We start from the raw sequence: 20141 nt of genomic DNA, 5'->3' as shown, positions 1-20141 counted from the left end.
ATTACTAAATTTAAATAATTAAGAACAAACCAATATGCTACAAGCTCAAATTTATATAGATAAAGATGATTTGCAGGGGGTGAAACCGCTTCACAAGTTTATTATGCAATTGCTGATGGAAAACGGAATTATGGGGGCCACTTCATTTGTGGGGTTTTCGGGTTATGGGAGACACCAAATTCTGAAACAGCCGGGATTGCAATTTTCTTTTGATGAAACTCCGCTGCTCATCACTTTCATCGACGAACAAACCAAAGTCAAAAATGCCTTGACTGAATTAAGAAAGGTCTATAGAGGTGGACTCATTATTACCCACGCTGTAGAAGAATGGTAAATCATGATTAAAAATCTTCTCATATTTTCATTAAAAAATCGATGGTTGGTTGTCGCGATCAGCTTGGCGCTTATGATTGGGGGCTATTACAGTTTTACCCAACTGAAAGTAGAAGCCTATCCCGATATTGCCGATACCAACGTGATAATTGTGGCCCAATACCAAGGTCGCGCCGCTGAGGAAGTAGAGCAACAGGTAACGATTCCCATTGAAAGGGCCATTCAAAACACCCCGAATATTCTGGACCGAAGGAGCCGGACGATTTTCGGGCTTTCGGTCGTGCAACTCACTTTTAAAGATGGCACAGACGATTATTTTGCACGACAACAAGTTATGGAAGGTCTTGCTACTGCGGAACTTCCCGAAGGCGTAATCCCTGAACTCGCCCCTCTTTCTACAGCCGTGGGGGAGATTTTTCGTTATGTGGTGGAAGCGCCTCCCACTTATTCTCCAATTGAAATCAGGGATTTACAGGATTGGGTGATCGAACCTTATCTCCTGCAGACCGATGGGGTTGCAGACGTTACCACTTTTGGAGGACCACTTAAACAGTATCATATTCTCATCAATCCAGATAATCTGCGGAAGTATGATTTAAGTATTTCGGAAGTAGAAGAAGCCCTTGCAGAAAACAACCAAAATACCGGTGGAAATATTATCGAACGCGGTGGACAGGGTTTTGCCGTTCGTGGACTCGGAGCACTCATCAATGAAAAAGACATAGAAAACATCGTTCTGAAATCGGAAAAAGGAGTTCCAATTTTTGTCAAGGATGTGGCCAGCGTCGAAATTGCCCCACCTCCACCCAGTGGAGTTTTGGGTTATAGCATTCCGAGTGAAAATGTAGATGTGAATAATGGTGTGGAAGGCATTATTCTGCTTCGAAAGTTTGAAAATCCCAGCGAAGTTTTGGTCGAGCTGAAACAGAGGATAAAAGATTTAGAAGAACACGAACTTCCCGAAGGTGTAAAAATAAAAACCCTTTACGACCGAAGTTTTTTGATTGACCACTCCTTGAATACCGTGGCAACTACCCTATTTGAAGGCGTAAGTATAGTTGTTATCATTCTCATTTTCTTTTTGGGAAGTGTAAGAAGCGCTTTGGTTGTTGCCATAACAATTCCATTTTCCTTGCTTTTCGCATTTATCATAATGCGTTTTACGGGAATTCCGGCGAACCTATTATCTCTCGGAGCCATAGATTTCGGGATTATTGTGGATGGCGCCGTAGTGATGGCCGTCCACCTCATCAATAAATACAAAACTGCAACCGCTGATGAGAAACGCAATGGAATTGTCCATCTAACCTTACTTTCTGCCCAGGAAGTAGGGCGTGAAATATTCTTTGCAGTCACGATTATAATTCTTGCCTATTTGCCCATTTTGCTAATGACCCGAGTGGAAGGAAAACTCTTTTCGCCCATGGCGCTGACTTTGGCATTTGCGGTTATCGGTTCCATGGTGGCCGCTTTAACATTCATTCCTGTGCTCATTTCCTTCGTCTATAGAAAAGCGATGATAAATCCGGATGAACCCGTTAAGGTCAGGGAGAATCGGTTTTTTAGGTATATTGAAAATCAATATGCCAATTCCTTATCCTGGTTTGTAAAGCGATATAAAGCAACTGTTTTGGTGGGCTTCGGAATTGTTTTGGTCCTGATTTCCTTCGGAGTTAATTTGGGAATGGAATTCTTACCCGAACTTGATGAAGGTTCCATTTTCCTCCGAGGAAATTTTCCCGTGGGAATAAGCATTCAGGAAAATGCGAAATATGCGCCAAAAATCAGAAATATCATTTCGAAATATCCTCAGGTCGATAACGTGATTACCCAAACCGGACGAAATGACGACGGCACCGATCCGTTTCCTCCAAACCGAAATGAAATCCTCATCGGTTTAAAGGATTATAGTTTGTGGAGCGATACTATTTCCAAAGGGCAGTTATTACAAAGAATTACCTCGGATTTGGAAAAGGAATTTCCAAGTGTAACTTTTTCCGCAGGACAACCTATTATCGACCAAGTGATGGAAATTGTAACCGGAAGTCCAGCAGATCTGGCAGTTTCTATTGTTGGTAATGATTTGGTTTTAATGCGAAGTAAAGTGGACAGCATTGCCACTATCGTCAAAAATATGCAAGGCAGTGAAGGAATTGAAATCGAACAGGAAGGAACCCAGGATCAACTAACAATTAATATTGACCGACACCAAGCCGCGCGATACGGCATCAATATTTCCGATATTCAAAATATGGTTGAAGCGGCAGTGGGTGGAAAAAATGTTTCGGTTTTATACGACGGTGCCAAGCGATATGATATTGTAATTCGGTATTTGCCTCAATTCCGAAGTAATATTGATGAGATTAAAAACCTTTTGGTTCCTTCAACTACTGGAGCTTTAATTCCTATGGAACAGCTAGCGGAAGTAAGTTTCGTGGAAGGACAGACCAATATTTCACGGTATAACAACAAGCGGATGATAACGCTTAGCACCAATATCCGCGATCGCGACCAAGGAGGATTTGTAAAGGAATTGCAGGAGAAAATTGATGAAACCATATCAGTTCCAAAAGGATATGAACTTATTTATGGCGGACAATATGAAAACTTGGAAAGGGCAGGAACGCAATTGGCATTTACCATTCCGTTGACATTGATAATCGTTTTTATCTTTTTGTTTATGCTTTATAAAAATTTGGGCAGCACATTAATCACGATGAGCTGCGTGTTTTTTGCATTGGCGGGCGGAGTAATAGCGCTGTTGTTAAGAGGATTCTACTTCAACGTATCGGCTGGAGTTGGCTTCGTTTCCATCTTTGGGATTTCGGTAATGGCAGGCGTGCTTTTGGTTTCGGCTTTAAATAGAGCGAGTTTCAGACAGTCCATATCTTCCAAAATCTTAATTGAAACTTCCCGCGGACAGTTTAAGGGCGTTTTGACCATCTTAATTTTAGCGATTTTCGGGCTGGTGCCAGCGGCAATTTCCAGTGGAATAGGATCAGATGTTCAAAGACCTTTAGCTACAGTTATTATAGGTGGATTGACAAGTACTTTAATTTTTGCGCCTATTTTAATACCGCCTTTGTATTGGTGGGTGACGAAAAAAGGGAAACAGGGATTGGAGATTTGAAAATAAAGTCTGGGGCTACATTCTGGAGGCTGGAAGTTGGAGGCTGGAAGCTGGAGGCTGGAGACTGGAGGCTGGAGGTTGGAAGCTGGAGGCTGGAGGCTGGAAATGAATATTTATCTTACTACCTACTTCTGCTTCTTATTTATTAAAAGTGCATAGGCTTCCATGCCCTTTGTGTGTTCAAAGATTACTTTTAGCACTCCAATGAGTGGAAGTGAAATTATTGCGCCCACCATTCCCCAAAGGGTAGAAAAGAGGATGACCCCAAAAACTGTCATAAAAGGATTTAGATTTATTTGATCCCCAATTATCCAAGGAGTGAAAACATAATTTTCCAATAATTGTGCTAGTATTATTACTCCCACCACTATCAAAGCGGGTGTACTCCCCGCGTAGATGTACGAAAGAATCACAGCCACTCCACCTCCGATAATATTTCCTATATATGGGATAATGGAAAACAGCGCAGCGAACAGAGCCAAGAATAGCGCATATGGCACTGAACCTAAAGTAAAGCCTAAATAATAAATTCCAAATAATATGAGCATTATTTTACTTTTTCCTAAAAGATAACCACTAACAACCGCTGCGGAGTCTTGAAGTAAAGCACCAGTAGCAGAGGGATTGGAAGAAAGCTTTTTGAAGAACCTGATAAAAAGAAAGAAAACTTTTAGCAAGACTTTCCGCTTTATGCACCAATTTTTTGTTGTTGTTTACATAGTCCTTATAATCCCAGTTAAGATGTTGATTTGTCCATTGTGACAGGACGTTCAGTTTTTCTGTGCCTTTTTCCCTAATTGTTGGCCAATCATTCCCTATAACGCCTATTTGCGAACCAATAAGCCAGGTGAGCAAGCTAAAGATAACGAGCATCAGAAGGATGGATAATGTTATTGCCAACCAGTTAGGAAATCCCCATTTCAGCATCTTTTTATGGGGTTTATCCAATAAAATGGCAATTATGGCCGCAACGACCAAGGGCATAAGAAGACCAGAAGCTATATAGAGCAAAGTCACAATTCCGCCCACGACCCACAGAAATTTAATTACATAAGTTCCTGAAATTTCCACTTTGGTGTTGGGCATGGCATGGATATTTGGATTACCGAAGAAAATAACCTCTCGTAAATTTAAGTCTTTTTTTAACTTGTTGCTTAAGAATGCTTAGTTATTCTAATTGTATTATAATAATAACACACATAGATATAGTTTGAAATTATTGCGTTAGGGATAGAAGTGGAAAGCCCACAGCTCCCGATTTTTATCGGGAGCGCGGACTTGCAACGGATAGCCCGACCCGCCTTTGTGAGGCACGAAGCAAAGGCGGGGAACGCCCAAATCATTATTATAAGGAATTTAGTTACCTCTTATTCGCAGCCACAAATCCTCCATTAACTTTTTCGCATCACTCCTATCCTTAGGTTCTTCGGTAATTTTTAATTCTCCGTTTTCCTTTTCAAGAATATAGCTAAATGCATATTTTTCAGAATTGGGATCGACACTCATCAGACCGAAACGCAGGTCGTTAAAAAGTAATTGACCATCCCTTTCAGAAATAGTGTACCAACCTTCAACCACTTTTATTAGACGTTGAATTTTGTCTTCATTATGGAGTTTGCCCAGCGCTTGATGGTTTTTGGGATGGGAATGGAATTGAACAGGTTTGGTATCAAAAAACGAATAATTTCCAATTAAAAACGAATCTTCTGTTTCCACATTTGCGGTCCAGAGAATAGTGTTAAAGGGACTGGGTTTGTTTTGCAGAGTGAGGTATTCAATATTTTGATCTGCAAGTTCACTTTTAAATTTTTGATAAGTAATTCCTTTCAGAATAATAGTGAGAACCATATAACTACTGCTAATTATCAATCCAAGATTATTAAACTTTCTTCTTTTTATACTTCCTCTTTTTTGAAGCATTGCCAGAATCAGGAAAATAAGAAATGGAACTGTATAGAGCGGATCGATTACAAAAATATTCTTGTATGCCAAACGGATTTCAAACGGCCAAAAGAGCTGCGTACCCCAAGTGGTATGCGCATCCAAAAGTGGATGGGTGACAAATGTGAGAAACCAAAACAGCCACCATTCTTTTAAAGTAGCGCGCTTGTCCCAAAGCGCGCATAACCATGCAAACATCAAGCCTACCCCAACCGCAAAAACTATGGAGTGCGTAAAACCGCGATGGATTTCAAGGGCAGAAACGGTATCTGTAAAATGACCCACAAATACATCGAGATCGGGAATGGTACCAGCGATTGCGCCCAAAAGCATAGCTTTATTCCCAATCTTTTTTCCAAGAACCGCTTCGCCCACGGCGGCCCCGAGGACTATTTGTGTCAATGAATCCATTTTGGCAATCTAATCAACAATTTCCATTTTCTTCAATAAAAAGGAGGCATTCATATTTTGGCAAATCCCAGGTTTAAAGGTATAGTCGAAATAAAGCTCCCCATCGATGATCTGGGCATCAAAATAATAGTTTTTTACTTCCGGCATTTCTTCGGCAGCCGTGCACAAGCTCAAGTCGTGGGTGGCGATAATTCCGGTAGAATTACTTCCCACTAGTTTTTCTACAAACTTTCTTGAACCAATGGCTTTATCTGTACTATTGGTCCCTTTCAAGATTTCATCGAGAATGATGAAATATTTATCCGTTTTTATTTCATCCACAATAAATTTCAGGCGCTTTAGCTCGCTAAAGAAATAGGATTCATCATCTGTAAGACTGTCGGTGGTGCGCATACTGGTAATCAGCTTTATCGGGTTGTACTCCGAACTTGTTGCACATACAGGAAGACCAATATTTCCCATCACTATTTGCAGGGAAACGGTTCGTAAAAATGTGCTTTTTCCAGCCATATTCGCACCTGTGACTATAAAGAATTCTTCGGAATGGATCTGAAAATCATTCCTGACCATTGTTTCCTGGTTCAACAAGGGATGTCCTGCTCCAATTACTTTTAATACAAAATCCTGTTGGGCCAATCTCGGATAGACATAATGCGGATGGTTAAAGGCGAAATTTCCCAAACTATTAAAAGCGTCAAAAAAAGTAATCGCCTCAAACCACTCGTGCACTTGAAGTTTATGCCTTTCTATCCACTGCTCAATATTATGGCTTTGGCGTAAATCGCGTAGCATAAAGGCATTGACCAACTGACCAAAAAGAAAAACCTGCCCTTGTTCAAGTGCATCCAGATTTCGGGCAAACTCTTTTAATATATTCGAGGTTTTAGTGGTTGAACTTTTAAATACCTTACTTTTTTGAACCAGCAGTTCAGATGAAAAACCCTGATTTTCAATCTGCAACACCAGCTTGTAAAACTGCTCGAAGGTGCTCTGTACCTTTGCCGCCTGGTCTGCAAGTACCTTTGTTTTTTTACCGTAGCTACCGCTGATTGCTAGACCGATAAAAAACCAGACCACGGTTACATAACCAGAAATGACCCCAAAATAATTCCCAACAAACAACGCCACAGAAATCAAGGTAAAGGCCAGGGAAAGAGGTTTGGCCCATTTTGGGACAAATTTTTTATAGTTTTTAAGCCAAGAGCTTACTTGATCAGCAGGGACTTCAGTCTTTACTTGAGCGGCAACGGCAGAAAACTCTTGGCGCCATTCGGGTTTCTGCGCAAGTTCCTTTACGGCATTCTGCTTTTCCACAATATTTTCTATGGAATTTTCCGTGAGTATCTGCGCCAAAAGATCAGAACCGCTGTCCAGCGCTGTTCGGTTTATATACTGAAAAAAAGAGCCTCTTCCGAAGAGATCAATATCCTGACTATAAAAATGAAATGGGTCTTTATATTTTTCGCCTGAAGGCAGATGATGAAATACCCGACTTTGCACTTGCAGTTCAGATTCGTTTTCATTGATCAAAGTTCTCGTAATATCCCTTTTATATTTTAACCAGTCGTGCTTGGCAACCAAAAAAACAAAGATCCCAATGGCGGCCAAAATCACTATAATGGCCGCGGCCACTTCATTTTCAGAATATTCCAGGGCAAAATAAAATACTGCACATAGAACCAGGAAAACAAGAAGCCTGATGCTGCTGGAGAGAGCAAGCTGTTTTTTGATATTTTTGAGTGCTAGAGAATGTTTCTCGATCTGGGATTTATAAAATTCAGAAGGTATATTCATATTATTCTTTTAGAACTTCTATTAGCTTTGAAGCTTTTTGAACAAGTTCATCTTATAGTTAGATTTTTTGCAAAGCAGGCCATTACAGCACGTCCAATTCCAATTGAAGCTTTTTGGGCAGGCCTTTCACCACCAAACAGTACGAATGATCAATTAATTCCCAAATGAGTGCTGGCGGCAAATTTCCTCCTATTTCTACAGTATTCCAATGTTTTTTATTCATATGATAGCCGGGAACGATAAGTCCGTCAAATTCTTCCCGAAGTTCCACTGCTTTTTCTGGGTCGCACTTCAGATTTACTGTTGCCGGATGACTGTCGAGAGCGGCGAGGGCAAAAACCTTGTCCATCACTTTAAAGACAAGTGTATCTTCCCCAAATGGAAAGGATTCAGTAGTTCCTTTCTTGGAAAGGCAGTAGGAGCGGAATTGTTCTATGTTCATTTGTTGAGGATTAAGAATTAATAAATAATTCAGACCTGACAGGTTTTGGAAACCTTTCGGGTCTGGCAACCGCTATTTTCCAATCTTTCCCAAATGGGTATTTTGAAAACTATCTGGGTATTTTAAGCCGTAGCCAAAAATGCGATCCATGGCAGAATGTGAAAAAAGGATTATTCCAATTAAGGTAAATATTTCACCGAAATAAAACATTCCAATTAAAATCAATGCGATACCAACGGCTTTATTGTGAAACAAGTTATAAACAAATGCTCCAACTTTCGTATTAAAAGCATATCCAATCATTCCTATATCTGGCAGTAAAATAAGAGAAGGAAACCACCACCAAGCAAAATCAAGTTGGGAGAAAAGTACGATGCCAAGTAAAAACTGGGCTAATTCTTCGATTTTCAGGATGTTCTTCATTCTGTTGAAAAATATAGAATTAGGGTTATAAAATAACTGGCTACTAAACTCCAAAGTTTTGAAATACTTTGGGGTTGGAATCTTTATATCATATGGATTGCTTCATACCTCGCACTGCGTATAAAACGGGTTTGCTCGGGGAAGCGTCATTTTCAAAAGAAGCCATTTGCAGATTGAGCAAATAACTTCCATCGGCAATGGAATCGGGTATATAAATCATTTCGGTAATCGTGCAATTATGGCGGGGATTATCAGGATAATTCCAAAATCCTCTATGGGCTAAAAGCTTTCCTCCATCATGTTCCCTATCCACGGATGGCAGGTCTATTAACAGGTGCTTTACCCCAATTTCCCTCAAATAAAGAGCAGCCTTTTCATCGAGATAAGGCCAATTTGTATTCGACCAATGTTTGGATTTTTTGGAAATAGGGTTCGGCAAAGTCCTAATTACGACGCCTTCCGGTGTTTTTCCCTTCAAAGCTTTCGAAATACTTTCTTCGGAAATGATTTCGTCATCGCCTACTTTTTCTGATTTTACTGAAATCACTTCAGCTAAAAAAAAGAACGTCTTTAAGGCTTCATTTACCGAATAAAATTCTTTTGAAATATGGCCAAAACTTTCAGTATGAGTGCCATGAGCGTGCGGATTAAAGAACACATTATTGAAATTTACCGATCCACCTTCAGAAACTTTCCCTATCCAATCCCCCATTCTAACGGGTTTCATCTCTGGCTCCTCTTGGTACCAAGCAAGTGGATTCTGTTGGGAAGCCCGCAAGGGAATTGAAATATCCAAGGGGTTGGATAAATTGACTTCTATGGTTTGGTTGGCTATTTCAATTGTAGTTTTCATCCGTGAATTTTGAAAAAATAAATATACAACAATCTAAAACCTAACAGATCTCAAAGACCTGTTAGGTCTCTCAAACCAAAAACAAATCACTCGCGATTCCATCTCCAAGAAATTTTGACTTTCTATCTATTCTAAGGATTTTGTCCTCCATAACTAGATGGCCCTCTTTAAGGGGTTTAAACGCTTGCTCCATCAGATATTCCAGAAAATCTATTCCGAATTCTTCTTCTACGTTTCTCAGGGAGACTCCTTTTTCAGTACGGAGCCCCGTCATAATATATTCGTTGTATTTATCTTTCTTTGTTAGAATTTCTCGCTCCGAGGGCAAATTCCCAGAAGCAATACTTTTTATGTACTTGGTGTTATTAGACACATTCCAGCTTCGAGTATCTCCGTCATAACTATGTGCAGAAGGACCGATTCCCAGGTAAGGCTTGCCCTCCCAGTAAGCGGTATTATTCCTTGATCGGAAACCAGGTTTACCAAAATTAGAGAATTCGTAGTTATCATATCCTGCCTCTTCCGTTAGCCTTAAGAGAGTTTCATAATGCTGTTTTGCCGCCTCCTCATCTACCGGTGGTATTTTGCCGGTGTCAATGAATTTCTTTAAAGCGGTTCTCGGTTCAACCGTAAGTGCGTAGCAGGATAAATGCGGCACATTCAATTCCAAGGCGGTTTCAAGGTTTTGGATCCATCGTTCATTGGACATTCCTGGAATTCCGTAAATTAAATCGATGCTTATGTTTTTAAAATATTTACCAGCTTCGTTAATACAATTCAACGCTTCGGAAGAATTATGGGCGCGGTTCATGAGTTTTAAATCTTCTTCAAAAAAGGATTGAACACCAATGCTAAGACGATTTACATTGGATTTCTTTAATGCCAGAATAGTCATGGATATTAAATCATCGGGATTCGCCTCTAAAGTGATTTCAGGGTTTTCACCAATTTTATAATTGCCGTAAATGACATCAAAAATCTGTTGCAATTCATCATATGAAAGTAAACTGGGAGTTCCTCCGCCAAAATAAATAGTTTCGACTTTTCCTGGTATTTCATTCTTCCGAAGCACTAATTCCTGACAGAGTGCATTTACTAAATCACCTTTTTTCTTTAATGAAGTAGAAAAGTGGAAATCGCAATAATGGCAGGCCTGTTTACAAAATGGAATGTGGATATATATGCCGAAAGTTCTGGCCATTATCACTGATTACCTTGTTTAGGATTGAAAAATACGTGAATATTAGTGTTCATAAGAGTTTCTTAAACCTTGTCTATTTCTTTTTATAAGTTCAAAATTAACTATAATTTTACGGATAATGTGCTGTTTTCGCGCTTCTTAATTTCAAGAAAAATCTCAATAAATGCGAATTATATTTTTACTTTTTTCCTTTTTTCTCTTAACTAGTTTAAACTCCTTCGCGCAGAACGAAAGTGCCCCAAAGGATTCTGTTTTCGGTGGAAATGAAAAATTGAAGGTAGGTTATGCGGGATCGGAACCTTTTGTAATGCACGGAGAGAAAGAAGAAGGAATTGTTATTGATATTTGGAAAGAAATAGCTTTTGGACTTAATCGAAATTATAATTTTATAGAATATAAATCGGTGGCGGATGGGATTAAAGCCATTGACAAAAAAGAATTGGATATCCTAATTGGTCCCATTACCATAAACTCATCAAGAGCTGCATTGGCAAACTTCTCTCAACCTTTTTATAATACCGAACTTGCCATCCTTGCACCTGTAGTTGAAACAACTTTTTGGGATAAAATAAAACCATTTCTGTCAACTACATTTATATATGCCGTGTTAGGTCTATTGGTGATTTTGTCAATTGTAGGCTTCTTATTTTGGGTAATCGAGGGCAGGAAATATCCCGAGGATTATGGAGAGGGAGTGGTAAAAGGTACGGCCTCTGGAGTATGGTTAGCAGTTGTAACCATGACCACAGTAGGATATGGCGATGTGGCGCCACGCACCACAGGAGGAAGATTTCTATTGGGTTCGTGGATGATAATCTCATTAATTTTAGCTACTTCATTCGTTGCTGGTATTGCCACTACGTTTTCACAAACTTCCTCGGATGATAAAACCATTACAAATCTGAGTAAATTGGAAGACAAAAAAGTGGCTGTTCCCAACTATAAAAAGATAATTGATAAAGTCAGGGATGTCCAGGGAACTCCAATTCCGGTAGGAGATGTTTCGGAAGGGTATCAAATGCTGATGGATAAAAAAGTGGATGCCCTTATTTATGATGAAATTCCGTTGCAATATGTTTTTGCCGATGATAAAAAAGATGATTTTGTGTTGAGCAAGAAAAGAATTGAACCGCAATATTACGGTTTTCTCTTTCCCGTTGGAAGTAAATTAAAACGACAAGTAGATCTGCAAATTATCCGTCTGCAAGAGACCCAGGAAATTACGCATATAGTAGAGGATTGGATCAATCGGAATTAAGGGTTACCGCCGAAACGCAGACAAGGTATGAGTTATGAGTTATGAAAATCCGAAAAACCATTAAACTGCAATCGAATACGGATCAATTTCGTACCTGCTATTAATACTGATTACTGACTACGGATTACTGACCATCGATCACTTAACTCTATCTTCATTATCCTTCACAAAAGCTGCCCAGCCTGTGTAACTTTTTCCAATTTCAATTTTCCCGGAATTATAGAAATGGCACACCGCAGCGGCCAAGCCATCCGTACTATCCAGATTTTTTGGAAGTTCTTTTAGGCTCAATAGACTTTGTAGCATTTTTGCTACCTGCTCCTTACTGGCATTTCCATTTCCGGTTATGGCCATTTTTATCTTTTTTGGAGAATACTCTGTGATGGGTATTTCACGTGAAAGTCCTGCAGCCATTGCCACTCCCTGCGCCCGCCCCAGCTTGAGCATGGATTGTACGTTTTTTCCAAAGAAAGGTGCTTCGATTGCTATTTCATCTGGATTGTGGGTATCAATCAACTCAATGGTACGTTCAAAAATCAATTTTAGCTTTAGGTAATGATCGTCGTATTTTTTGAGTTGCAATTCGTTCAGTTGCATAAAAACCATCTGTTTTCCTACAATCCGAATCAATCCAAAACCCATAATAGTGGTTCCGGGATCTATTCCTAAAATAATTCTTTCTGATTTATTTTCCATCCAAATTGAGATTCCTGCCTTCGCAGGAATTAGTAATTTAGCCCAATGGCTGCAATGCACAAAACTAAACAATATCTCCTTGCCCTCGGGAAAGTTTTAGTGCTCGTGGTAACTTTCATATATATCTTTTACCGACTCCAAAATAATCCGGTTTTGGATTTTATGGACTTTGCAAATGGCATCTTCCTAAAAGGAGCTGCTGCTACCGGTTATTTTTTAGTGACTTTTTTACTTCTTGCACTAGGGAACTGGTACTTTGAAATATTGAAATGGCAAAATCTAATTTCAACCTTGGAAAAAATAGATTTTAAAACCGCTTTAAAACAAAGTTTAGCCTCTTTAACTGTCTCTTTAGCTACACCTAATAGAATTGGCGAATACGGCGCAAAGGCTTTATTCTTCCCAAATAATTTGAGAAAAAAAGTACTACTCCTCAACTTTTTTTCAAATACCACCCAATTGACGGTGACCTTATTATTTGGATTGGTGGGGATGTTCTATTTTATTTATAACCATAAAGTCGCTTATTCCTCAGTTGCACTTTTTATCTTTGGAGTTATGCTGATTTCAATTGCAGTCATAGGATATTTTCTCAGAGAAAAAGACTTATTCCTGAAGGGATTTTCAATTACAAATATCATCCTGCATATCCAAAAATTTCCAAATTCACTAAAACTGAAAATTTTTACATTTTCCGTTTTACGGTACCTCATTTTTAGTGGAATGTTTTATGGAATGCTCCTTTTTTTTGGAGCCCATATTTCGGTGTATACAGGAATGGCCCTAATATTCGCAATGTATCTTCTTGTTTCCATAGTTCCCACTATTTTTATATTTGATGTCGTAGTGCGGGGCGGGGTTGCTGTTTGGCTCTTTTCATTCGTTGGTATACCCGAATTAACGGTTTTATCTACAGTTCTCGCTATGTGGATCTTTAACTTTGTACTCCCCTCCATTTTGGGAAGTTTTTACGTACTTACCTACCAACCTATTTCGCGATGATCATTTTTTTGCTGATAATTTATGGTCTGTATTTTATCTGTATGATGGCCTTAATTATCGGTTTTAGGAGAATTCCGTTATTTAATATGAAAAAGGATTCTCCGTTAACCCATTTCAGCATAGTAATTCCCTTCCGAAATGAATCGGAAAATCTTCCTTCCCTTTTAAAAAGTATTTCCAATTTAAATTATCCATCAAACCAATTTGAGGTTCTACTTGTAAACGATGATTCGGTGGATGGTTATGAGGAAATCATTAAAAGTGCAATCGAGAAAAGTACGGTTTCTATTCATCTACTCCAAAACAGAAGACTCTCCAATTCTCCAAAAAAGGATGCGATAACAGAAGCAATAAAACATTCTAAATTTGATTGGATTATAACGACGGATGCAGATTGTGAGCTACCCCAATACTGGCTACAAACCTTTGATTCTTTTATTCAGAAAAAAAACCAAGAAACCAATGAGCCTATAATGATTTGCGGACCCGTAATCTATAAATCCAATTATAGTTTCATTCAGAATTTTCAACAGATGGATGGCTTAAGTCTGCAAGCTGTAACCCTGGGAAGTTTTGGTTTAAAAAATCCGATTCTTTGCAACGGAGCCAATTTGGCCTATCGGAAAGATGCTTTTAAAACTGTAAATGGTTTTGCTGGCAACGACCATATTGCAAGTGGCGATGACATTTTCTTAATGGAAAAATTCAAGAAAATATTTCCAACCAAAGTGAAATATTTAAAATCCAGGGATGCGATAGTCTCAACCAAGCCACAAGCTAGCTGGGCAAAACTTATAAATCAACGGGTTCGCTGGGCCTCCAAAACGGGAAAACAAAAAAGCCACCTTTCCATATTTCTGGGACTATTGGTTTTGATGGTAAACATTCTTTTTCTACTGTTACCTTTTGCCGTTATTCTCGATATTCGGAATGCATTCTTTTATGTAGGTCTGATACTATTCAAAATGTTTCTCGATTTATTGGTAATTAAGCAAACAGCAAAGCTCTTCCGAAGAAAAATTTCATTTATCAATTTTCCGAAACTTGCTTTTACCTATGCCACAGTGGTTATCGCGGTTTCTTTTAAAAGTTTAAATGGAAAATATTCTTGGAAAGGTCGCAACTTTAAAAATCAGAAATAACTTCATTAATTTTTTTAACTTAGCCTATGCTTAATTTTCACTTATGAGATCATTCCTGATAGTTCTTATTTTTATTCTTCTTGCCACTTCTATTCAAGCTCAGGAAAAGTATATTGTTGACGGACAGACCTACGAATTGAAAACGGAGCTAAAAGGACCATTAACGTTATTATGGAATACAATCGAGGGAAGATATCGATACTTCCTGGAAAGGGGAAATACCGTATTAGAGCTGAAAAACACCAAGGAAAATGGTCAGTACCAAGAAGAGTATAAAACAGTTTTAAAACAACAAACCGCCGATGCCGAAATTTCGGCTGAGAAAGTAAAGCTAACCCTTCCCAGCCTCCACGATTTTGTGGCGAGGTATAATAAAATGAAGGACCCAAATTTTGAAGACACCAATAAAAACATCGCGTTGCACTTTCGTTTGGGTGGATTTGTAGGGATAACCAATAGTATCTATACCGCAAATCCAGAAGATATTTCCCAAGCGTTTGTGGGTGTGGAGCTCGAAATGCTCGATTTGGTAAAATTGAAACGGCATGCTTTGGTTTTGGACTTTCAACATACTTTTGAAAGTAGTGATTATAAATACTCCGCGTCTCAATTGGCCTTAAACTATCGTTTTAAGTTTGTAAAGACCCCTAAACTGGATATATATCTAAACGCCAAATTTGCTGCGCTAACATTTTATTCAATGCAAATTTCATTTATGGAAGAAACTACACTGCAAACTCGGAATGATTCGGGAAGTGATTTTAATGCGCCGCTCACTTTTGGGATTGGAGCGGATTATAAGGTGGGAGATGGCTATATAACCTTTAGGTACCAAGACATTGTTGGAATTAACGTAGATAGTAACAAGGAATTCCCCATCAATTTTTCTTTGGGATATAAATTCAATTTATAATCAATTGGTCTGCACAATTACCGGAAGGGTAAACTGTGTTTTAACCGGAATCCCCCGTTTGTAGGCGGGTGCCACCGGTTGTAAAGAATCTAAGCTATTCAAAATCCAGGATTCCAGATCTGGAAATTCTTTTTGAAGGAGGGAATCCATTTCAATATCCATAATAGAAAGCCGGCCCGAGGAGCCAACTTCAAATTTCACTTTTACAGTATCATAAATCTCCCTTACGGCAATTATATTTTTCTCACTGATGTTTTGGTACAGCCGAGAGCTTATGGTATTGATAAAACAGTTTTTCTGTAATGCCTTGTCAATTTCATTTTCACAGACTGGAAATGAAGGATATCTGTCCACATCTTTCCAATTTATCGTTTCCATTTCATCTTCATAAATGGCTTCTGAGGAAACCTTTTCAGTTTCAAAAAACTGGCAGGAGGTTGCCAATAACATTAGAAAAACCAAAAAGATACGCTCTGTCATTTCAGAAAAAATTCAATTTGAAAAGTACAAATTTACTGAAACATACACGATTAATCTTAATGCCCCAATTTAAATGCAACGAGGAAGGTTCCTTGTGAAAAACCTAACAGGTCTTTGAGACCTGTTAGGTTTAGAACCTTATTCCGATATAAAATGAAGTTCCATTTTTAAATCGCTTATACGTTGTTTGACAAGATTTCTCATTCTTCCGGTTTCCCCATATTTTTTAAGGTAGTTTTCATAATACCCTAAAACTGTCTTTTTATCCTTAAAATAATTATCTGCCGCTACAGCCAAATGATAGTATGCTTGCTCATTATTGGGATTATTGGCGATTGCCTTTCGTAAAGCGTACATTTCATTCTTAGAATTCTTGTTCCAGCCGTACAGTTTGGACAGTTCGTAATATTCATTTGATAGCGGAGTTTCCAGAAGTCCGATTGCAATATTGAAATGTCTTTCAGCTTTTTCGTATTCCTGCATCGATCTATAAAGTACCCCCACCTCGTGATGATATTTGGGATTTTTATCGTCAAACTTTTGCAGAAGAATTTTGTATTGCTCCAAAGCCTTTTCAAATTGATTTGTTTGTGAATACGATCTTGCTAGATTTTCGTGAAGGGAAGGATAACTTTCACCTTTGGAAATCAGGATTGTATAAGTGGATATAGCTTCATGAAATTTTTCCGTATAAAAATCCTTAATCGCTAGTAAGGTTAGAAATCGAGAGCTGTTCTTATCAACAGATAATCCCCTTTCTATAAAGGGCTCTGCTTCTTTAAACTTCCTATTTTTAATATAATTTCGCGCAATTTTATAAATGGCATTTAGGTTGTTGGAATCCATTTGGTGCGCCTGCAAAAATAAATCAATTGCGGTAGAATCCTTTTGAACTTCTTTTATGAGTCCTCTTTCATATACAAAATTAGAATTCGAGGGGAATTTATTTTGAAGTATTTCCAAGATACTATCAGCTATTTTATAGTTTGATAATCGAACAAGGAATTTTGCGTAATCATATTGAGTTTTAGGATTGGATTCATCTCCTGATAAAGCTTTTTCTGAATACTTTCGGGCGTCACTGTAATTTCCGAGAGCTTCATAACTGTTTGCAATTTTCTGATAGTTTCCTATTTTCCTAAAATATGGAATTGCTTTGTTGTACTCGCCAATTTCATATAAACTGTCTGCTATTTTGGCAATAACTAAATACGAAGAAGTTTGTGCTTGGGCATTTAGAATGAAGGTTAAGAAAAATGGTAATAGTAGGTTTTTCATTAAAAGTCGTAATTCTAGCGTTTGCAGATAAAAAATAGAGTAAAACTATATATCAAACAATCTGATTTCATAAAAAAGGCCAACCATAAAAAATAAAGTGAACCTTTTTAAACTTTGGATTTCCAAACCCAACGCAGCCTAATCTTATATGTAACCTCTATTAAGCCGTATTGGACTAAAAAATAAGGCTTTTCTTCTTAATTAATTAATTCGTTACTTAGATTCTTCGTTCCCCAGATTTCTCCGTTCCCCAGATTGCTTCGTTCCCCAGATTGCTTCGTTCCTCGCAATTATTTTAAGTCAATAATAATTGGCAATGAATAAAGGACCCCTACCTTCTCACCTCTTTGTTCGCCCGGAGACATTTGTGGAAGCATGGCGATCACCCGCTCTGCTTCTGCCTGAAGTTTTGGATTTTTTGTTCTTGCCCGGATATCGACAACTTTACCGGTGTTGTTAATTTTAAATTGAACTGAAATTCGCTGTCTTCCCGTAACACTGGTATCGGCTACTTTAATATTAAAATTACTATTGATAAATTCGGATATTTTGGTGGACATACATTTTTTCATCGCGATGTTATCTCCAGTACATCCAGGATAGATAGGCACTTGATCGATAACTGAAAAAGGCACATCAGAAACTTCATTTTCATCCATTTCACGAACCTCAGTAATTTCAACAACTTCTCTATTCGCAACCGGGGGAGTTGGTGGAGCTGGAGGAACTGGAGGTGTGGGCATTTGATTAATTACTTTTTCTTTATTCTGAGTAATATCCTTGGTCCCTGAACAAGAAGTATATATAAGAATACTTGCCAAAATTGGAAGTAACAGCAAATACTTCATCATTTTAATTCTAGGTGATCTAGTTTTCTGTAACATAACAATGCGTTTTTTAATTAATGACTGTTTGAAAAAGGTATTGACAAAAGAAATTTGGTCTGTTTGGAATACTTCGGAAAGGAGGTTTTGATAGTATTCCCTTTTTTTATTTTGGTGCGCAACCTTGGTATCAGCGATGTATTCGTGAAGAGTAGATATCCGGTTTTGAAAAAGATAAACAAATGGATTAAACCAAAATACAATGCGAAGAAGTTCGAAGTACAATAAATCCCAGGAATGTTTTTGATAGATATGAACTTTTTCGTGGGCTATAATACTCGCTCTGTTTTCCTTCGAAATACTATCGCCTAAATAAATAGTATTGTGGAAAGAAAAAGCAAGGTCGGTTTTAGGAAGTGTCCTTAAAGTTATTCCCGAAACATTTTCCACCGTTCCTGAACGGTTCAGTTTTATTAACTTGAAAATCTTGTATGAAAAGAGCAGAGCGCTGCCAACAATCCCCATGATCCAAAGAATTAAGATTAAGAGAAGCCAGGGAAATCTCTTTTCTAATCCCGAAACATTTCCCTCAAGTACCACTGCGGGCAATTGAACAAAATATTCCTGCGGAATGTTCTGCTGAATAAATCCAAGACTTACAAAGGGCAAAACGATACTTAAAATTGGAGTGACCAATAGGTAGATCCTATTCAAATTGAAAAAAGTTTCCTTCTTCAGAAAGAGATCGTAAACTGCTAGAAAAAGCAGTTGATAGACGATTATATGTATAATGGTATGTATCATTTCTCGGGATTTTCTGAGTTAATTTCTTTCATAATTTCCTCCATTTCCTGGATGCTGATATCATTCTTCTTCATAAAAAACGAAACCATACTTTTAAAAGAACCTTGAAAATAGCCATCCATTAGTTTATTGAGGGACTGATTGCTGTATTCCGACTTTTTCACTTTCGGGAAATATATATGATTCCTCCCCTCCTTTCTATAATCGACAAAATCTTTACTTTCCAAAATTCTAACTATGGTGGAAACGGTATTATAGGCAGGTTTTGGTTCGGGCAATTGTTCTACTATGGAGGCAACATTGCCTTCCTGCAGTTCCCATAGAATTTGCATAATATCCTCTTCTGCTTTGGTAAGTTGTTTAATGTGCGACATGAGATTTTGTTTTAATTAAGACCAAAATGTAATTTCGAAGAGCATCGGAATCTGGATCTTAGACTAATCGATTATATTTTTTGAAACTTGATAAAACAAATATAACTAAATAATTAGTTTAAACTAATTATTTAGTTATAAATTTTTGCCCATTTATTTCCAGAAGTTCAATTACCCTCTAGGAAAATATATTATGTGGAAGGAGATTTTAAGAAGAAACCGTTATTCCACTTCAAAACCTATAGGAAAAGTGTAGTAAACTCCAACTTTTTTACCATCCTTCTCCCCCGGCTCGCACTCTGGTAAACTTTTTATTACGCGGACCGCTTCTTTCTCCATTGTGGGATTACCGGCCTTGGCAGAAACGTGCACCACTTTCCCGCTAGCATCAATTCCAAAATGCACTACTATCTCTTGCATCCCCATAAGACCCGATTGTGATGCTAAGTTGAAATCTAGATTATTAACAATATACTGGGATATTTCACCCATCATACAAGTTTCTAAACCTTCATTATTATCACTTGTGCATCCCGGATAAACCGGGACTTTATCCACTTCATTAGAAGAATATCTTTCAAAGCCTGAATCATTTGGCTGATGTTTTTGTTTTTCCTGTCCAAAAGTACTCGCACATAAAAATACTGCTAAAACAGAAACCAAGTAGAGATGATAGGAAAAACCATTTTTTAAAATTTGTTGGTACATTTTTGAAATATTTAGATTAATATAGAAATTTAAAAGTGTTTAAAAAACCTTTTCTATTGTAAATAAAAATCAAATATAACGCAATTTCAATTCCATTTCCTCATTTAATTCGTTAATTCTGTACAGTATAAGAC

Annotated in this window: 20 protein-coding genes; 6 read left to right on the top strand and 14 right to left on the bottom strand. The window is 38.0% G+C overall.

Annotation, left to right across the window (positions count from 1 at the left end):
• The first annotated feature begins 34 nt into the window (after positions 1-34).
• Together EI546_RS13295 and EI546_RS13290 are read left to right on the top strand one after the other, a co-directional pair.
• Positions 35-334, top strand: coding sequence for a DUF190 domain-containing protein (locus EI546_RS13295; RefSeq protein WP_128250997.1), 300 nt, complete (start codon positions 35-37; stop codon positions 332-334).
• Between the two features lie 3 nt (positions 335-337).
• The gene (locus tag EI546_RS13290; RefSeq protein ID WP_128250996.1) at positions 338-3463 is read left to right on the top strand and encodes an efflux RND transporter permease subunit; all 3126 of its coding nucleotides are present in this window, start codon (positions 338-340) and stop codon (positions 3461-3463) included.
• Positions 3464-3588: 125 nt separating this feature from the next.
• Here EI546_RS13290 and EI546_RS16620 read toward each other — a convergent pair whose 3' ends face one another.
• The 8 genes from EI546_RS16620 to hemW all read right to left on the bottom strand — a co-directional run bounded on the left by EI546_RS16620 (position 3589) and on the right by hemW (position 10528).
• Complete coding sequence (locus EI546_RS16620) at positions 3589-4140, bottom strand: AI-2E family transporter (RefSeq protein WP_262707628.1); 552 nt, start codon at positions 4138-4140, stop codon at positions 3589-3591.
• A complete protein-coding gene (locus EI546_RS16615) occupies positions 4040-4549 on the bottom strand; it encodes an AI-2E family transporter (protein ID WP_262707627.1) in 510 nt (169 codons plus the stop codon). The genes EI546_RS16620 and EI546_RS16615 overlap by 101 nt, the downstream gene beginning before the upstream one ends.
• A gap of 270 nt (positions 4550-4819) precedes the next feature.
• Positions 4820-5815: a metal-dependent hydrolase gene (locus tag EI546_RS13275; RefSeq protein ID WP_128250995.1), complete on the bottom strand. Its 996-nt coding sequence runs from the start codon at positions 5813-5815 to the stop codon at positions 4820-4822.
• A gap of 9 nt (positions 5816-5824) precedes the next feature.
• Positions 5825-7609, bottom strand: coding sequence for a MutS-related protein (locus tag EI546_RS13270; protein WP_128250994.1), 1785 nt, complete (start codon positions 7607-7609; stop codon positions 5825-5827).
• 82 nt (positions 7610-7691) lie between these two features.
• The gene (locus EI546_RS13265; protein ID WP_128250993.1) at positions 7692-8051 is read right to left on the bottom strand and encodes an MmcQ/YjbR family DNA-binding protein; all 360 of its coding nucleotides are present in this window, start codon (positions 8049-8051) and stop codon (positions 7692-7694) included.
• A gap of 72 nt (positions 8052-8123) precedes the next feature.
• Complete coding sequence (locus tag EI546_RS13260; protein ID WP_128250992.1) at positions 8124-8474, bottom strand: DUF4260 domain-containing protein; 351 nt, start codon at positions 8472-8474, stop codon at positions 8124-8126.
• An 88-nt stretch (positions 8475-8562) separates the two neighbouring features.
• Positions 8563-9327: a cyclase family protein gene (locus EI546_RS13255; RefSeq protein WP_128250991.1), complete on the bottom strand. Its 765-nt coding sequence runs from the start codon at positions 9325-9327 to the stop codon at positions 8563-8565.
• Positions 9328-9397: 70 nt separating this feature from the next.
• Positions 9398-10528, bottom strand: coding sequence for a radical SAM family heme chaperone HemW (hemW, locus tag EI546_RS13250; protein WP_128250990.1), 1131 nt, complete (start codon positions 10526-10528; stop codon positions 9398-9400).
• A 163-nt stretch (positions 10529-10691) separates the two neighbouring features.
• On the opposite strand from hemW, the gene EI546_RS13245 reads away from it, so the two are divergent.
• The gene (locus EI546_RS13245) at positions 10692-11786 is read left to right on the top strand and encodes a transporter substrate-binding domain-containing protein (RefSeq protein WP_128250989.1); all 1095 of its coding nucleotides are present in this window, start codon (positions 10692-10694) and stop codon (positions 11784-11786) included.
• A gap of 138 nt (positions 11787-11924) precedes the next feature.
• Here EI546_RS13245 and ruvC read toward each other — a convergent pair whose 3' ends face one another.
• Positions 11925-12482, bottom strand: coding sequence for a crossover junction endodeoxyribonuclease RuvC (gene ruvC / locus EI546_RS13240; protein ID WP_128250988.1), 558 nt, complete (start codon positions 12480-12482; stop codon positions 11925-11927).
• A gap of 54 nt (positions 12483-12536) precedes the next feature.
• Here ruvC and EI546_RS13235 point away from each other — a divergent pair, with 54 nt between their 5' ends.
• Genes EI546_RS13235 through EI546_RS13225 form a run of 3 tightly spaced genes read left to right on the top strand, consistent with a single transcriptional unit; the run spans position 12537 to position 15539 of the window.
• On the top strand, positions 12537-13484 hold the full coding sequence (locus EI546_RS13235) for a lysylphosphatidylglycerol synthase domain-containing protein (RefSeq protein WP_164905239.1): 948 nt from the start codon (positions 12537-12539) through the stop codon (positions 13482-13484).
• Positions 13481-14626 carry a glycosyltransferase family 2 protein gene (locus tag EI546_RS13230; RefSeq protein ID WP_128250986.1) on the top strand — a complete coding sequence of 382 codons (1146 nt, stop codon included), beginning with the start codon at positions 13481-13483 and terminating at the stop codon, positions 14624-14626. Before EI546_RS13235 ends, EI546_RS13230 begins: the two co-directional genes overlap by 4 nt.
• A gap of 43 nt (positions 14627-14669) precedes the next feature.
• On the top strand, positions 14670-15539 hold the full coding sequence (locus EI546_RS13225; RefSeq protein WP_128250985.1) for a porin family protein: 870 nt from the start codon (positions 14670-14672) through the stop codon (positions 15537-15539).
• Here the strand turns inward: EI546_RS13225 and EI546_RS13220 are convergent, their stop codons facing one another.
• The 5 genes from EI546_RS13220 to EI546_RS13200 form a co-directional block, all read right to left on the bottom strand.
• Positions 15540-16019, bottom strand: coding sequence for a hypothetical protein (locus EI546_RS13220; protein ID WP_128250984.1), 480 nt, complete (start codon positions 16017-16019; stop codon positions 15540-15542).
• Positions 16020-16157: 138 nt separating this feature from the next.
• Positions 16158-17297, bottom strand: a complete 1140-nt coding sequence (locus EI546_RS13215; RefSeq protein ID WP_128250983.1) for a tetratricopeptide repeat protein — start codon at positions 17295-17297, stop codon at positions 16158-16160.
• Positions 17298-17587: 290 nt separating this feature from the next.
• Complete coding sequence (locus tag EI546_RS13210) at positions 17588-18925, bottom strand: M56 family metallopeptidase (RefSeq protein WP_128250982.1); 1338 nt, start codon at positions 18923-18925, stop codon at positions 17588-17590.
• On the bottom strand, positions 18922-19290 hold the full coding sequence (locus tag EI546_RS13205; RefSeq protein ID WP_128251623.1) for a BlaI/MecI/CopY family transcriptional regulator: 369 nt from the start codon (positions 19288-19290) through the stop codon (positions 18922-18924). Before EI546_RS13205 ends, EI546_RS13210 begins: the two co-directional genes overlap by 4 nt.
• Before the next feature lie 231 nt (positions 19291-19521).
• Positions 19522-20007: an energy transducer TonB gene (locus tag EI546_RS13200; protein ID WP_128250981.1), complete on the bottom strand. Its 486-nt coding sequence runs from the start codon at positions 20005-20007 to the stop codon at positions 19522-19524.
• Positions 20008-20141: the final 134 nt, after the last annotated feature.

Source organism: Aequorivita sp. H23M31 (genome assembly GCF_004022485.1).
Taxonomy (GTDB): domain Bacteria; phylum Bacteroidota; class Bacteroidia; order Flavobacteriales; family Flavobacteriaceae; genus Aequorivita; species Aequorivita ciconiae.
The sequence above is the reverse complement of the archived record's forward strand: the minus strand, read 5'-3'. Positions and strand labels throughout refer to the sequence as shown.

Bases quoted from the DNA above. Each gene is read 5' to 3' on its own strand.
- EI546_RS13295 (WP_128250997.1), top strand. From the start codon at position 35: ATGCTACAAGCTCAAATTTATATAGATAAAGATGATTTGCAGGGGGTG.
- EI546_RS13290 (WP_128250996.1), top strand. From the start codon at position 338: ATGATTAAAAATCTTCTCATATTTTCATTAAAAAATCGATGGTTGGTT.
- EI546_RS16615 (WP_262707627.1), bottom strand. From the start codon at position 4,549: ATGCCCAACACCAAAGTGGAAATTTCAGGAACTTATGTAATTAAATTT.
- EI546_RS13275 (WP_128250995.1), bottom strand. From the start codon at position 5,815: ATGGATTCATTGACACAAATAGTCCTCGGGGCCGCCGTGGGCGAAGCG.
- EI546_RS13270 (WP_128250994.1), bottom strand. From the start codon at position 7,609: ATGAATATACCTTCTGAATTTTATAAATCCCAGATCGAGAAACATTCT.
- EI546_RS13265 (WP_128250993.1), bottom strand. From the start codon at position 8,051: ATGAACATAGAACAATTCCGCTCCTACTGCCTTTCCAAGAAAGGAACT.
- EI546_RS13260 (WP_128250992.1), bottom strand. From the start codon at position 8,474: ATGAAGAACATCCTGAAAATCGAAGAATTAGCCCAGTTTTTACTTGGC.
- EI546_RS13255 (WP_128250991.1), bottom strand. From the start codon at position 9,327: ATGAAAACTACAATTGAAATAGCCAACCAAACCATAGAAGTCAATTTA.
- hemW (WP_128250990.1), bottom strand. From the start codon at position 10,528: ATGGCCAGAACTTTCGGCATATATATCCACATTCCATTTTGTAAACAG.
- EI546_RS13245 (WP_128250989.1), top strand. From the start codon at position 10,692: ATGCGAATTATATTTTTACTTTTTTCCTTTTTTCTCTTAACTAGTTTA.
- ruvC (WP_128250988.1), bottom strand. From the start codon at position 12,482: ATGGAAAATAAATCAGAAAGAATTATTTTAGGAATAGATCCCGGAACC.
- EI546_RS13235 (WP_164905239.1), top strand. From the start codon at position 12,537: ATGCACAAAACTAAACAATATCTCCTTGCCCTCGGGAAAGTTTTAGTG.
- EI546_RS13230 (WP_128250986.1), top strand. From the start codon at position 13,481: ATGATCATTTTTTTGCTGATAATTTATGGTCTGTATTTTATCTGTATG.
- EI546_RS13225 (WP_128250985.1), top strand. From the start codon at position 14,670: ATGAGATCATTCCTGATAGTTCTTATTTTTATTCTTCTTGCCACTTCT.
- EI546_RS13220 (WP_128250984.1), bottom strand. From the start codon at position 16,019: ATGACAGAGCGTATCTTTTTGGTTTTTCTAATGTTATTGGCAACCTCC.
- EI546_RS13215 (WP_128250983.1), bottom strand. From the start codon at position 17,297: ATGAAAAACCTACTATTACCATTTTTCTTAACCTTCATTCTAAATGCC.
- EI546_RS13210 (WP_128250982.1), bottom strand. From the start codon at position 18,925: ATGATACATACCATTATACATATAATCGTCTATCAACTGCTTTTTCTA.
- EI546_RS13200 (WP_128250981.1), bottom strand. From the start codon at position 20,007: ATGTACCAACAAATTTTAAAAAATGGTTTTTCCTATCATCTCTACTTG.